General features: G+C 37.7%; 11 protein-coding genes. 5 read left to right on the forward strand and 6 right to left on the reverse strand.

Annotated elements, in window-relative coordinates:
- Positions 1–4 precede the first annotated feature (4 nt).
- The 6 genes from J2Y40_RS02275 to J2Y40_RS02300 form a co-directional block, all read right to left on the reverse strand.
- Positions 5–1,117, reverse strand: coding sequence for a hypothetical protein (locus tag J2Y40_RS02275; protein WP_153394058.1), 1,113 nt, complete (start codon positions 1,115–1,117; stop codon positions 5–7).
- Between the two features lie 292 nt (positions 1,118–1,409).
- Entirely contained in the window at positions 1,410–3,620 is a 2,211-nt protein-coding gene (locus J2Y40_RS02280) for a glycoside hydrolase family 3 C-terminal domain-containing protein (protein ID WP_394349972.1), read from the reverse strand.
- Between the two features lie 268 nt (positions 3,621–3,888).
- Positions 3,889–4,695: a methionine ABC transporter substrate-binding lipoprotein MetQ gene (metQ, locus tag J2Y40_RS02285; RefSeq protein ID WP_153394054.1), complete on the reverse strand. Its 807-nt coding sequence runs from the start codon at positions 4,693–4,695 to the stop codon at positions 3,889–3,891.
- 26 nt (positions 4,696–4,721) lie between these two features.
- A complete protein-coding gene (gene metI / locus J2Y40_RS02290) occupies positions 4,722–5,378 on the reverse strand; it encodes a methionine ABC transporter permease MetI (protein ID WP_153394052.1) in 657 nt (218 codons plus the stop codon).
- The gene (locus J2Y40_RS02295; RefSeq protein ID WP_153394050.1) at positions 5,371–6,399 is read right to left on the reverse strand and encodes a methionine ABC transporter ATP-binding protein; all 1,029 of its coding nucleotides are present in this window, start codon (positions 6,397–6,399) and stop codon (positions 5,371–5,373) included. The genes metI and J2Y40_RS02295 overlap by 8 nt, the downstream gene beginning before the upstream one ends.
- A gap of 19 nt (positions 6,400–6,418) precedes the next feature.
- Positions 6,419–7,411, reverse strand: a complete 993-nt coding sequence (locus tag J2Y40_RS02300) for an EamA family transporter (protein ID WP_153394048.1) — start codon at positions 7,409–7,411, stop codon at positions 6,419–6,421.
- 886 nt (positions 7,412–8,297) lie between these two features.
- Here J2Y40_RS02300 and J2Y40_RS02305 point away from each other — a divergent pair.
- The 5 genes from J2Y40_RS02305 (at position 8,298) to J2Y40_RS02325 (ending at position 14,876) form a co-directional block, all read left to right on the forward strand.
- On the forward strand, positions 8,298–10,424 hold the full coding sequence (locus tag J2Y40_RS02305; protein WP_309996496.1) for a DNA topoisomerase 3: 2,127 nt from the start codon (positions 8,298–8,300) through the stop codon (positions 10,422–10,424).
- 628 nt (positions 10,425–11,052) lie between these two features.
- Entirely contained in the window at positions 11,053–11,475 is a 423-nt protein-coding gene (locus tag J2Y40_RS02310; RefSeq protein ID WP_153394042.1) for a PaaI family thioesterase, read from the forward strand.
- A 108-nt stretch (positions 11,476–11,583) separates the two neighbouring features.
- Positions 11,584–11,928 carry a phage holin family protein gene (locus J2Y40_RS02315; protein ID WP_062696468.1) on the forward strand — a complete coding sequence of 115 codons (345 nt, stop codon included), beginning with the start codon at positions 11,584–11,586 and terminating at the stop codon, positions 11,926–11,928.
- A gap of 378 nt (positions 11,929–12,306) precedes the next feature.
- A complete protein-coding gene (locus tag J2Y40_RS02320) occupies positions 12,307–14,301 on the forward strand; it encodes a S9 family peptidase (protein WP_153394040.1) in 1,995 nt (664 codons plus the stop codon).
- A gap of 83 nt (positions 14,302–14,384) precedes the next feature.
- Positions 14,385–14,876, forward strand: coding sequence for a DNA-deoxyinosine glycosylase (locus tag J2Y40_RS02325; RefSeq protein ID WP_153394038.1), 492 nt, complete (start codon positions 14,385–14,387; stop codon positions 14,874–14,876).
- The last annotated feature ends 137 nt before the right edge of the window (positions 14,877–15,013 follow it).

Here is a 15,013-nt window from a genome sequence, read left to right on the forward strand (position 1 = left end):
TCTCTTATTTTTCGGTGATGATTTCAATTTCTGTTGTTGCTCCGAGGCTTTCCAGTTTTTTAATGTCGGCTTCTATCCATTTGAAATAGGCTTCGGAGAATAAGATCCTGGGCCGTTTGCTCAATTGCAATGCTTCAGGGCCTGAAATACCTAATTCTGCTTTCAACAGAGAAATTATTTTGATCTTATTGGGACCGGTATCTGTTATATAAAGCCGTGCTCTGCGAAAGTCTGAAGCTGATATTTTCTCCTCAATCTTTTCTTCATCCAATGGTGACATAGATTCAGCGACTTCCCGTACCTCATTCCAGAATTCATTATCCGGAACGTTTTTCAGATAATCAGTCAAAGCATCCTTATTATACTGAATACTCTGAATATCGTTTAACTGTTTCTCAAATTGCCGGATAGAAGGTGCGGCCATAATAGGAGTCCATTTTCCCTGTCCGTGAAAGGCAAAATAGACAGGGAACTGTCGGTCAGATTCTTCGAGATCAATAAAAAACGGATCATCAAAATAATTGGTGGCCAATACCAGCCAGGTTGGTTTAAAATCACCTGTTTTTAATCCCGCCAAATCTTCACTATTAGCATTGTAACGATATCCCTGCTGGAAATAGCAGAGTTCTTCAGGGTTAGCGTAATTTTCAGGAAGGGACATTCCTTCTATCCTGATTTTTGCTTTCAGAAAATTGACGATATCGATATGCTGAGCAATCTCGTCATATAATTTATGGTTCAGCTGTTGAAGATTTTCTATTTCTCCTTTTGATGATTCTTTAGGCGAATCATAGTCAAAAGGAAGCTTTCTCTGCATCCAGTGCATGAGATCCCGGTCCAGTACAGCCAGTTCAGACTCCTGTAAAACACCGTAATCGCTTACATAGACTTTTTTGTCATTCTCATGAACGGAGATGACCGCCACACGGCCTCCGGAATCATCCGCAACAGGGATATAGTCAGGCAGATATTGTTCGAAATCATAGGTGGTATAACGCTCTAATATTTCTTCCTTATCCCGGAATACCCGGCAAATGCCATACACGATTTCTTCAGTGTATTTTTTCTGAAATACTTTGATAAAGGCATGCCAATGGGCGGGAAGTTGTTGCTGCATAAGAGTTGATAAGGGCTTTCAAATGTAAATTTAAAAAAATCGTTGGAGAAGCACATACTATTAAGAAAATATGTAAAATCCACAATAAATAAGAATTCGTGCACCCGTGTTTAATCACAAAAGGTTCTGCACTTTAGTATAAATAAGTTTAAGAGCTTAATGCATAAAAGCACGCATTAGTTTTTAGAAATTTACAAGGTCAAAAAATAAAAAAGCAGATTCCTGTCAGAAACCTGCTTTATCAACTAAAAAAAACTGCCGGAAATGTGAGATTTTCTTTTCCTGCCTATACCTATTTTAAAGTAAACTTTACTTTCGTTTTAATTCCATCTGAAGAATTCCCGATTAAAGCCTCAAAATCTCCAGGTTCTGCAATCCAGTCATGTTTATTGGCATCAAAATAACTTAATGCGGTTTTATCAACGGTGAAGGTGACTTCTTTTTGTTCGCCGGGGTTTAAATATACTTTTTCAAAACCTTTCAATTCTTTGGCAGGGCGTGGTACAGAAGATTTTAAATCGCTGATGTAAAGCTGGACTACTTCAGCACCGGCTTTTTTTCCTGTATTTTTCACTGTTACTGTAAAAGTGATGGTACCATCCTGGGAGATTGTGGTTTTATCCGCTTTTGCTTTTCCGAATTCAAAAGTCGTATAGCTCAATCCGTGTCCGAAGCTGAAAAGAGGTTTGATGTTTTTAGTATCATGCCAGCGGTAGCCTACAAAAATTCCTTCATTATAGGTAATATTGATTGGATTTTTCTGATCTTTTCCTTTTCCTGCTGCCAGTTCATCCTTCTGTCCAGGATATTCTCCTAATTGATGAGCCGAATTGTCTTCAAGCTTTACAGGAAATGTAAACGGAAGTTTTCCTGAAGGATTAGCATCTCCCGCCAAAATAGAAGCGATTGAATTTCCTGCTTCTGACCCTAGATACCAGGCTTGCAATATTGTGGGAACTTCTTTGATCCATGGCATTGCTACTGCATTTCCGGAAACCAGAACTACAGCCAGATTTTTATTGGCTTTTGCTAAAGCTGAGATTACATTGTCCTGATTGTAAGGAAGACCATAACTTTTTCTGTCATTTCCTTCACTATCCTGGAAATCGGCTTTATTCAGTCCGCCAACGAAGATCACATAATCTGACTTTTTAGCAAGTTCTACAGCTTCGGTAAGCAATTCTGTTTCAGAACGGGTGTCTTTTAAATCCTGCCCGGATTTTACCCCGTTATATTCTCCGCCGATGTCTCCTACATACCCTCTGGCAAACTGTACATCAGTCTGCTTCCCGAATCTGGATTTAATTCCGTCTAAAGGAAGTGCTTCATATTTTACCTTTAATGAAGAGGAGCCACCGCCTACCGTCATAATTTTAATAGCATTTTCTCCAATAACCGCTATTTTTTTTGCTTTGTTAAGATCAATAGGCAGAACATTTCCTTGATTTTTCAATAGAACAATACCTTCTTCACCAATTTCTTTGGCTATGGCTTTATGTTCTTCAGAAGCAATATTTCCGAAAGGTTTGTTTCGGTTCATTGTTGTTTTGTAGGCAAGGCGAAGCAGTCGGGTTACCTTATCATCCAGTTCAGTGGTTCCTACTTTTCCGGATTTGATTAAATCTAAATAGGGTTTTGCCAGAAAATAATTGTCGTAAGCATTCTTTGTGCCTGCGGAAAGGCCATTCGTCCATGTTCCGAATTCAAGATCCAACCCGTTATGGATTGCCTGTTCGGTATTATTTACAGCGCCCCAGTCGGATACTACGACACCTTTATACTTCCATTCTTTTTTCAGAATATCGTTTAAAAGATATTGATTCTGGCTGGCGTATTGACCTTTATACAGATCATATGCTCCCATAATCGTCCAGGAATCTCCTTCAGTTACAGCGGCTTTGAAAGGCGGAAGATAGATTTCATAAAGCGTTCTGTCATCAACAATAACATTGCTGGTATGGCGGAACATTTCCTGATTATTGAGCGCAAAATGCTTTACAGAAGTAGCCACCCCGTTAGACTGTACGCCTTTAATATAAGGAACCACCATTTTTGAGGTCAGATAAGGATCTTCACCCATATACTCGAAATTTCTACCGTTTAACGGTGTTCTGTAAATATTAACCCCTGGCCCCAGAAGAATATCTTTTTTTCTGTAGCGGGCTTCTTCCCCCAAAGCTTTTCCATAATTCCATGACATTTTCTTGTTCCATGTAGCGGATAAAGCAGTCAGGGCAGGGTAGGCAATAATAGAATCATTCGTCCATCCGGCCTGGTCCCATTCGTCCCACATTACTTCCGGACGTACCCCGTGAGGACCGTCCGTTGTCCAGAATTCCGGAATTCCCAATCTTGGAACCCCCGGAGAGCTGAATTTCGACTGGGCATGAAGCATTGCCACTTTTTCTTCCAGAGTCATTCTCGAAAGAGCATCCTGGATACGCTGTTCTACAGGTTTCGATTCATCTAAATAAACGGGTAGTGCAGGAGTGGTCTGAGCCATATAAGAAACAGAAATGAAGGTGAATAAACTTAGAATGGCGGTTTTCTTTAACATAATGCCTGGTTATTTGATTGTAAGCAAAAGTAAAGAAAATTTTTTATTATCTCAAATTGAGAAAATGAAAATTAAATTATAAAAAAACTGCCTGGATTATCTGTCGGCAGTTTTTATCAGTTTTAAAGCTGAAAAAATCAGATATTGATCATTCAATTTTAGTTTTAATCTCTGAAATTCGGGTTCTTCGGATTGAAAATATTCAAAATATTCATTACCATCCCTTTACAGCGCCTCCTTTGAAAATTTCTTTGGCTTTCTTCTCCACTTCATCAGATTCATAGGCTTTTACAAAGTTTTTTACTTTCTGACTGTTCTTATTGTCCTGTCTTGCCACCACTACATTTACGTAAGGGGAATCTTTATCTTCTTTAAGAATAGCCTGTTTTTCAGAGTCCAAACCGGCCTGAACGGCAAAATTATTATTGATAATTCCTACCACAACATCTCTGTCGTCCAGTACTCTTGGGATCTGGGCACCTTCAATTTCCATGATTTTAAGCTGCTTCGGATTCTCTGTAATATCAGTCACTTTTGGAAGAAGTCCTACACCGTCTTTTAATTTCAGTAAACCACTTTTTTGAAGCAGAAGCAAGGAACGTCCTCCGTTGGTTGGATCATTAGGAATAACAATTGTATTTCCCTCCTGAAGCTGGCTGATATTTTTAATTTTTTTAGAATAGGCAATGATAGGGTAGACGAAAGTATTGCCTACAACCGCTAAATTATATCCTCTCTGTTTCGACTGTTCTGTTAAGTAAGGTACATGCTGGAAAGCATTGGCATCAATATCACCATTGGTTAATGCTTCATTGGGAACTACATAATCATTGAAAGGGATCAGTTCTACTTCAAGGTTATATTTTTCCTTAGCCACCTTTTTAGCAACTTCGGCAATTTCCTGCTCTGGGCCGTACGTTATGCCTACCCGGATAAAATTAGGATCATCTTTCCTTCCGGAACATGCTGAAAACAGAAGTATTCCGGCAGCCAATACACCTAAGATCTTTATTTTTTTCATTATTTTATTATTCTCACTTTAAAATACTACCTATGGTCAAATTTTTTTGACAGTCTGTCGCCTAAAAATTGTATGATAAACACTAATAATACAAGCAATATGAGGACTGTATTCATAATGACAATATCATAGCCGATGTATCCGTACTGATAGCCAACCTGCCCTAATCCGCCGGCACCTACAGCTCCTCCCATAGCAGAGTACCCCACTAAAGTAATCAATGTGATGGTTGCATTATTGATAAGAGAAGGAAGGGCCTCCGGAAGCAATACTTTCCTGATAATCTGGAATGGTGACGCTCCCAAAGCTCTGGCTGTTTCTATTAAGCCATGAGGAACTTCAAGAAGACTATTTTCCACCAGTCTTGCAATAAACGGAGCAGCTCCGATACTCAAAGGAACCAAAGCTGCATTGACGCCAATAGAAGTTCCGGCCAGGATTCTTGTAAAAGGAATCATCCATACAATTAAAATGATAAAAGGAATAGCACGGAAAATATTCACCACAACAGAAAGTGTTCTGTGATAGAATGTATTTTCCAACAATTGTCCTTTTCTGGTTAAAAAAAGCATAATCCCAACGGGAAGACCTAAAACAAATCCGAAAAATCCGGATACAAAAGTCATGTAAACTGTTTCCCAGGCTCCTTTTGCCAAAAGAGCAATTACCGTATCACTAAGCATATCCTTTTACTGTATTTTGAATTTTATTCTGATTGAAATAATAGATGGCCTGTTGGTTTTCTTCCGCTCCTCCCTGAAGCTGCAGCAGCAATTTTCCAAAATTGGAATGGCCAAGATATTCCACATCAGCTTTCAAAAGTTTATAAGGAATTTTATATTGGGAATATAAAGTTGAAAGAAGTTCTTCAACACTGATGTTTTCGTTAAGTTCTATTTCGACCAGTGGAAATAAACCTTCTTTGGGCTCTTTCTGTAGTCTGTTATTGAGTTCCTGTGGCAGGGTCATGACATCTGAATTTATAAATTGTCGGATCACCGGATTTTCTTTATCCGAAATAATCTCACTTAAAGTTCCTTTAGCTAATAATTTTCCGTGGTCGATAACAGCAACATGATTGCAGACTGCTTTAATGACCTCCATCTCATGCGTAATCAAAAGGATGGTAATTCCTAATCTCTGGTTGATATCTCTTAACAGCTGTAAAATAGACTGTGTGGTAACAGGATCAAGAGCGCTGGTTGCTTCATCACAGAGCAGAAGGTGAGGATCATTGGCTAATGCCCTTGCGATGGCTACCCTTTGTTTCTGGCCCCCGGAAAGACTTCTGGGATAATCGTGGGCTTTATCTTCAAGACCTACGATTTTCAATAGCTCATGTACCTTTTTGCTGATCTGGTCTTTATTGAGATGATCCAGTTCCAAAGGAAGCGCAATATTACCAAAGACAGTTCTCGAAGAAAGCAGATTGAAATGCTGAAAGATCATTCCTATTTTTTTACGCTCTTCGGCCAGTTGTTTTGAACTTAACCGGGTAAAATCCTTGCCATTAATGATGATCTGGCCTTCATCCGGCCTTTCCAGAAGATTAACAGTACGAATCAGCGTACTTTTTCCTGCACCGGAAAATCCTATAATTCCTACGATATCACCTTTCTCTATATTGAGGCTCACCTGATCCAGTGCTTTAAAGGACTGTTTTTTCTGGTGAAAAGTTTTTGATATATTTTTAATTTCTATCATTCTGATGCTTTATACTATTTTAAACAGGCTGAAACCGCTTATTTGTTCTATTAAAAAATCTTCTTACCCGTCTGATTTTAACCTTTGACCGTTTCGAAAGTTTGAAGTACTTGGTAACATTTGTAAGAAGTACCCCCAGCAATATGATGGATAAACCATATAGCTGACCTCCGTTAATGCTTTGATGAGCAACAATCCAGCCAGCAATCACTGTAACAATAGGATTAATATAGGTATGGGTGCTTACCAGGGCAGCGGGCTTCACGGACAAGAGCCAAATGTACGACAAATAAGCGACTATCGATCCAAAGAAAATCAAAAACAGAACGCCCAGCCAAGCCGATAACGGAACCGCTGAAACGGAAAAACCGGTCCATTCTTTTCTTAAAAAAGCGATAAGAAAAGAGGCTAATCCGGCTATGATAAGCTGTTGGGCAATATTCATAAAAGTAGATTGGGAAGCAGGATTTTTCTTAGAATATAATGAACCTAATACCCAGGCTACAGAACTTAAGCCTAATACCACAAATGCGGTGATACGAAGATTTCCGTCAACTGCTGCATGAGCGGAATGTACACTTCCTTTCAGAAATAATACCAATCCAACAAAACCAATAACCAAACCTATTGGAATGAACTTATCTGAAAAATAATATTTCCAGTTTTTTCTGTCGATAGCAATAAACCAAAATGGTCCGGTAGCAATGGATATTGCCGCCTCTGAAGCGGTTACATATTGTTCTCCCCATGCCACAAGTCCTGTTCCTCCTGTAAGAATAAGGATTCCGGTGATGGCATTCTTTTTCCAGTTAACCAGAGCGTTTGCTTTTTCTCCCTTAGAGAGCAGATATCCGATCATCAGAATGCCTGCTACCAGAAACCTCAATCCGGAAAGTATGAATGGGGGAAAGCCTTTCAAGCCAAATGAAATAGCTAAAAACGTAATTCCCCATATTACATAGATGTTTGTAAAAGCCAATGGAACCAGCCATTTGTTTTTAGAATTGTTCATTTTTATTTTTTTAATGTTGTTCGTTTTTAATGAAAAAGGCTCTACAGTGTTGTAGAGCCTTTAAAAAATATGTCATATAAAGTTAAGGTCATCCACAATATTCCTGATGTATAGGCATACAGATCCACATCATCATTTTTTTGATGCTATGTTTCGTTATTGAATTATTTTTTAATTCTGCCTTCATTTTGTTTTATTTCCTGAATACGTTTGCAAATATATAATATAATTTTTATTAGTCCACTAAAAAAGTAGGGTTTTTAAATATTAATTTATTGTTAATAATTTAATTGATTGTATATTAGTTATTTATGTTTTTATTTTTTTCAATATTATAAAAGAATAACTGCTTGTTAAATTTTATTTTAATCAAATTTCATTCATTTTCATTAATAATTAAGGTTATGAAAAACATAAAATAAATTGAAATTTATGAGAATTAGTTAAAAGTAGATGTTGTTGTTATGCTGCTTTTAAGGCGCAAAAAAATCAAAAATTTTTAGCAAGATTTAGGCTTGATTATGTGGTATACAATTTTATCGGAGATAAAATCCTAGCGCTTTATTTATCCGATATAAAAAAACAAATTGCGCCCAACAAAACAACAATATATAAAACATTCTGCATGCTCTGCAAAATCAGAGAGCTAATAAAAAAGTTATCCAAAATTATTCGTGCATTAGCGGCAAAAAAATAGATACAAATTCATTTTACCTCCAATATTAAGAATATATTTTTTCTTTGTTTGAGACCGAATTCTCTTACATATCAGCAGAAGAGATTCCTCTGCATTTTGGCTGTGAATTATTAGCTGTTGATGTTTAACAAAATTAGCTAAAGTCAAAAAAAATCCCGATTTTTGCACTCCTTCAATAAACCCGAGTTCATGAAATTATGTATTGCCGAGAAACCCAGTGTTGCCAGAGATATTGCCAAAGTATTGGGCGCTACTACGCCTAAACAAGGCTATATGGAAGGGAACGGCTATTGCGTGACATGGACGTTCGGACATCTTTGTACCCTGAAAGAACCTCACGATTACGGTCCTCAATATAAATCCTGGAATTTATTTCTGCTGCCAATTATTCCCAACAGTTTTGGCATAAAGCTAATCCCGAATAAAGGCGTTGAAAACCAGTTTAAAGTAATTGAAAAATTAGTTGAGGAATGTGATGAGGTCATTAACTGCGGGGATGCCGGGCAGGAGGGAGAACTCATCCAGCGATGGGTATTGCAGAAGGCAAAATGTAACAAACCTATTCAGCGTTTATGGATATCTTCACTAACGGAAGAAGCCATTAAAGAAGGTTTTGCAAGCCTGAAACCTGCCGAAGATTATAAGAACCTGTATCTTGCCGGAAATGCCAGAGCCATCGGAGATTGGTTACTGGGAATTAACGCAACAAGGCTTTTTACTAAAAAATTTGGCGGAAATAAAGCCGTTCTTTCTATCGGAAGAGTGCAGACCCCAACATTAGCCATGCTGGTACAGCGTCAGAAAGAAATTGATGCCTTTACCACAGAAGAATACTGGGAGCTTAAAACAAAATACAGAGATGTTATTTTCAATGCTGCCATTGACCGTTTAAAAACTTTGGAGCGTGCCGAAAAAGGATTGGAATATCTTAAGGTTAATCCCTTTGAAATCGTTTCCTTTGAAATTAAAGAAGGGAAGGAAAAGAACCCAAGACTTTTTGACCTGACCGGACTTCAGGTAGAAGCCAACAAAAAATACGGCTATTCTGCAGAAAATACATTGAATTATATTCAGAGTCTTTACGAAAAAAAGCATGTGACTTATCCGCGTGTTGATACCACTTATCTATCCGAAAGTTTATATCCGAAAATAGAAGGTATCCTTCAGAAAATGTATCCTTATCAGGATTTGATTGCCCCATTGCTTGAAGCCCCTATTCCCAAATCAAAAGCTGTTTTTGATGATACAAAAGTGACGGATCACCATGCGATTATCCCTACCGAAATTCCTCCTTCTCAAAACCTGAGCAGGGAAGAAAAACTAATCTATGACCTGATTGCCAAACGTTTTATTGCCGTTTTCTACCCTGAATGTAAAATTTCAAATACTTTAGTAGAAGGAAAAGTAGGAACCATCCCTTTCAAAACCAGCGGAAGGCAGATTCTGGAACCGGGATGGAGAGCTGTTTATTCAAAAGAACTCAAAGAAGATCCTACAGATAAAGAAAAAGAAAAGGAAGAAGAACAGACTATCCCTGAATTTATTGCTGGTGAAACAGGCCCTCACGATCCTATGATCCACCAGGGGAAAACTTCACCTCCAAAACCTTATACGGAAGCAACCCTGCTAAGAGCAATGGAAACGGCTGGAAAACAGGTAGAAGATGAAGAACTTCGGGAATTATTAAAAAATAACGGAATCGGGAGACCATCTACCCGGGCCAACATTATTGAAACCCTTTTCAAAAGAAAATACATTGAAAAGAAGAGGAAAAACCTGATTGCAACCCAAACCGGAATCCAACTGATTGACACCATCGAAGACGAGCTTTTAAAGAGCCCGGAATTAACCGGAGAATGGGAGTCAAAACTCCGTAAAATTGAGAAAGGGGAATATGAAGCCAATCTTTTTAAAGAAGAACTGATCCAGATGGTAACAGAGCTGACTGCAAAAGTAGTCTACGGAAAAGGAAAAGTGATTACCCTGCAGGAAGAAGAGAAAGAAGAAGTAAAGGAAAAGAAAAAAAGAGAACCTGCACAGAAAAAAGAACTTCAGTCCTGGGAGGAAACAAAATGCCCGAAATGTAAAGACCATACCCTGATGAAAGGGAAAACAGCAGTCGGTTGTTCCGACTTCAAAAACTGCGGTTTTAAAATTAGTTTTGAAATTTTTGGGAAGAAGCTTTCAGATAAACAATTGATGGATCTGGTTGTAAAAGGAAAAACTTCAAAGCTTAAAGGCTTCACTGCGCATCCGGAAGGTCTGGCAGAAGGTATTCTATCCTTAACCGATGACTTTCAGGTACAGCTTAACTAATTTATTTTATTAATAAATATGATCAATCTGCTTTATTTGAGATCGTAAAATAATTCTCTCGCAGGTTTTGCAGATTACGCAGATCTTTTTCTAATATGTCATGAAAAATGCAACTATAAACGTTATAGGTTTCCAAAACTATAACGTTTTGATTATAACATAAACATCTGCAAATCTGCGAACGATTTATCTCAGATTTACAGATGTTTGTATACAAGCTTTAAATTGCTGTTAAATAGGTTGGAAGACGCTAAAGGGCGCAAGGATTTTAAATAACTATGCTTGCTTTTAAGACGCAAGAAAATCAGAGATTTTCAGCAAGCTTTACAGTGTCAAATTTTATCGCAAATAAAATCCTTGCGTCTTATTTATGTAGTATGAAAAATCATTTTTCGGCTTTGCGTGTCCCAATATAATATTCTGAATCTAAAGAAATCTGCTCAATCTGTAAGAGAAAAATATCAACAAACATTCGTGAAATTCGTGGAATCTGTGGGGAATTCTTTCAATTACAACAGACACAAAAGCCCTAGTTTTTATTTCTGTAATTCCAGATTTTTTAAATTAATATTTCCACAATTGATTATTTTTAAATCTATCTTTAAATTTACATCAAATTAAAAAGATAATGACACCAGAGAAAAAGAAACTCATGACCGACAGCTTCAGCCGTTCAGAAACTTTAAAATTCTATAAAGCAGAACTGCTGGAGGTGGAAACGGATTTCGTGTCCATTAAAATTCCTAAAATGGACATGATGACCCGAAAAGCAGGAATGTTCAATGGGGCCATGATTGCTTCATTGGTGGATGTTTCCTCGGGATATGCCTCGGTAAGCCATTATCCGGAAGACTGTTATGTGGTTACGGTGGAGCTGAAGGTGAATTACCTGCGTCCGGCTATCGGTGATGCCCTTGTTTCAAAATCTTATGTAATCAAAGGTGGTGGGAAGATTATTGTAGTCAGAACCGAAATTTATGTTCAGAATGAAAGCGGTGATTCAGAAAGTCATGTGGCTACTTCATTGGTTACGATGATGAAAATAAAATAATCCCTGATCATAAAAAAAATCCCTGAATAAAAGGGTTTACAGAATTTCTTTAACCGGAATGGAATAGCTTTTGCTCCATATCCCCCATAAACATTAAAAATTTACGATATGAACTTAATTATCCGATTGTTCGTAACGGCAATAGTTGCCTATCTTTTAACGAAAATTTTACCGGGAGTACATTTTGAAGGATTTTCTTCAGCCATTATTTTTGCTATTGTACTGGGAGTCCTGAACATATTTGTTAAGCCTATTTTAAGCTTATTCGGACTTCCACTGACTATTATCACGTTAGGATTCTTTGCATTGGTTATTAATGCAGCCATTATCCTTATTGCGGATTACTTTATAAACAGTATGGTGGTAGATGGCTTCTGGTGGGCATTTATCTTTAGTATACTCTTATCAATCGTCACCTCTTTGGCCAATTCAATGTTCTCAGATGGAGATTAATTGATTCAAATAAAGTTATAAAGTCCGCTGGTGTAATGCCGGCGGACTTTTTTGTTGGAAACGGTAAGAGTACTCAGGTGTTTTTAGACGGGGTTGAAGCAGGATGCTGAAAAAGAGAAGCTATGAAAGCAACCCAAAATAAGTGTTGAACTATTTTAAGATAATTTGATTTTACAGTGACCTTCAATATCTATAACCGAAAGTAACTTCCAGCCTCCTTCTTCCATCTTCCATCCTGATTTCACGATAGTCCTAATTTTAATGTTAATTATTTCGTTAATCTTTATTTTAAGTACTAACTTTGGCAATCTTTGAATTTAATAATAGGAATGTATGAATTAACATGAGTACACATCCGTTAAAAATGAATATCAACATATGAAACTTAAGTACAGTCTGCTGGCTCTAGCAGCTCCGCTCTTAATGAATGCACAACAAGTAATGACGCCTGAAATTCTTTGGACTTTGAAAAAAGTTGGAGTACAGGCAGTTTCACCGGATCAGGCTTCCCTTATTTATAAAGTAGGGCAGGTAGATCTGAAAACAGAAAAAACAAAAAGTGAGAACTATTTTCTGAACGTTCTTAATCATCAGTCTTCCAAAATCGATTTCGGTAAAAAATCTTTGATCCAATGGGATAAAAATGGAATCTATGCTCAGGAAGGAGACAAAATCTACCTTTCAAAAGATGCCGGAAAAACATGGAGTGAATTTTATACTATCGGAGAGGTTGATAATATTGTTATTTCTCCGGACGGGAAAAGAATTGCTTTTAGTAAGCAGGTTTTAGTGGAGAAATTAATGGGGAAAGATAAATATGCCGATACCCCAAAAACAACTGCTCAGGTATACACCGATCTGAATCACAGACATTGGGATTACTTCAATGAAGGAAAATACAACCACGTATTTGTTGTTAATACTTCTGATAAAGTAGACGGTGCAAAAGATCTATTGGAAGGGAAGACATGGGATTCTCCCCAGAGACCTTTCGGTGGAGCTGAAGATTTTATCTGGAGCCCGGATTCTGCACAGCTTTTATACGTTACAAAACCTAAAAGCGGTAAAGAATATGCAACAAGTACCAATACAGATATCTTTGCCTATGATATGGCTTCAGGGACTACTAAAAACCTTACAGAATCCAATAAAGGCTATGATGTAAACCCTAAATTCAGTCCGGATGGTAAATCTTTAATCTGGCAGAGCATGGCCAGAGACGGTTATGAAGCGGATAAAAATGATGTAAAAATCATGGATTGGAAAACCGGGAAAACAACGAATCTAACAGCAGCCTGGGATGAAAGTGTTTCCGGAGATGTTCTTTGGGGAGCAGATTCAAAAACAATCTACTTTACAGCCGCATACAGAGGAACAAAACAGCTTTTCTCATTAGATTCTAAATTGGCAAAAGTACAGCAGATTACCAAAGGAGATTTCGATGTTAACGAAATTTTCACTGATAATAAAACTTCACTTTTAGTAGGAAGAACAGACGTAAACCACGCCACGGAATTATTCTCTGTTAATGTTAAAAATGGAGAAATGAAGCAGGTTACCGAAGCGAACAAAGATGCTTATGCAAAGCTGGCTCAGGGAAAATCTGAACTTAAAATGGTGAAAACTTCCGATGGTAAAGAAATGGGAGTATGGTTTCACTATCCACCGAACTTCGATCCGAATAAAAAATATCCCACACTGGTATATTGTCAGGGAGGTCCGCAATCTGCATTGACACAATATTTCAGCGTTAGATGGAACTTTGCCTTAATGACAGCCAACGATTACATCGTAGTAGCACCTAACAGAAGAGGAATGCCGGGATGGGGAACAAAATGGAATGAAGATATCTCAAAAGACTGGGGCGGACAGCCAATGAGAGATTATCTGGCAGCAACAGACTACGCAAAAACATTACCATACGTAGACGGAGACAGAGTAGCAGCAGTAGGAGCAAGCTATGGAGGGTACAGCGTATTCATGTTAGCAGGAATCCACGAAAACAGATTCAAAACATTCATCGCACACGATGGATTATTTGATATGAAATCATGGTATCTGACAACGGAAGAACTTTGGTTTGCCAACTGGGACATCGGTTCTCCATGGGAAAAACCACAGCCAAAAGCATACACAGAATTCAATCCAAGCAATTTTGTAGATAAATGGAACAAGCCTATCATGATTGTTCAGGGTGGAATTGATTTCCGTGTACCTTACGAGCAGGGGCAGGAAGCTTTCCAGGCTGCGAAATTAAAAGGATTAAAATCTAAACTGGTATATTTCCCGAATGAAAACCACTGGGTACTTCATCCACAAAACGGATTGGTATGGCAGAGAGAATTCTTCGACTGGTTGAAAGAAACATTGTAATAGATCAATACAAGCGGGCTTTAGCCCGCTTTTTTTATATTGAAAAAATCTAAAGGCTTTAGCCAAAATTTATATATTTGAATATGCAAAACCGTATTTCCTCATTTTTACCCCTTATTGATAACCAATCTGAAATTTTAATTTTAGGCTCAATTCCCGGTGTGAAATCTCTGGAGAAACAACAATATTATGCTCATCCGCAAAACAAATTCTGGAAAATTATCTTTGAACTGCTGAATGAAGAGGTTACAGAAAGCTATACTAAAAGAACTGAGATTCTGAAGAAACATCACATCGCTCTTTGGGATGTCATTGATTCCTGTGAAAGAAAAGGGAGCCTGGATTCTGAGATCAGAAATGAAGAAGCTAATCAGATTGCCGAACTTCTGGAAGAATATCCAAACGTTAAAGCTATTTTCTGCAATGGTGGGAAATCCTACAAAAACTTACAGAAATTATTAGGGAAAAACTATAGGTTGCCAATCTTTTTACTGCCATCTACCAGCCCGCTTCACACGATATCTTTTGAGAAAAAATTAGGGGAATGGACGAAAATTCTGGATTTCCTGAAATAGTTTTTATCTCTCGTAGATGTCACGGATTCTGCCGATTTTCTTGCTGGAATTCGCAAAGCCGCAAAATAATTTTTGAGGCCGTATAAATAAGGCGCAATGATTTTATCTCCAATAAAATTTGATCTGAATATTTTGTA

It is taken from the genome of Chryseobacterium sp. 2987 (assembly GCF_031456375.1).
GTDB classification, from domain to species: domain Bacteria; phylum Bacteroidota; class Bacteroidia; order Flavobacteriales; family Weeksellaceae; genus Chryseobacterium; species Chryseobacterium vaccae.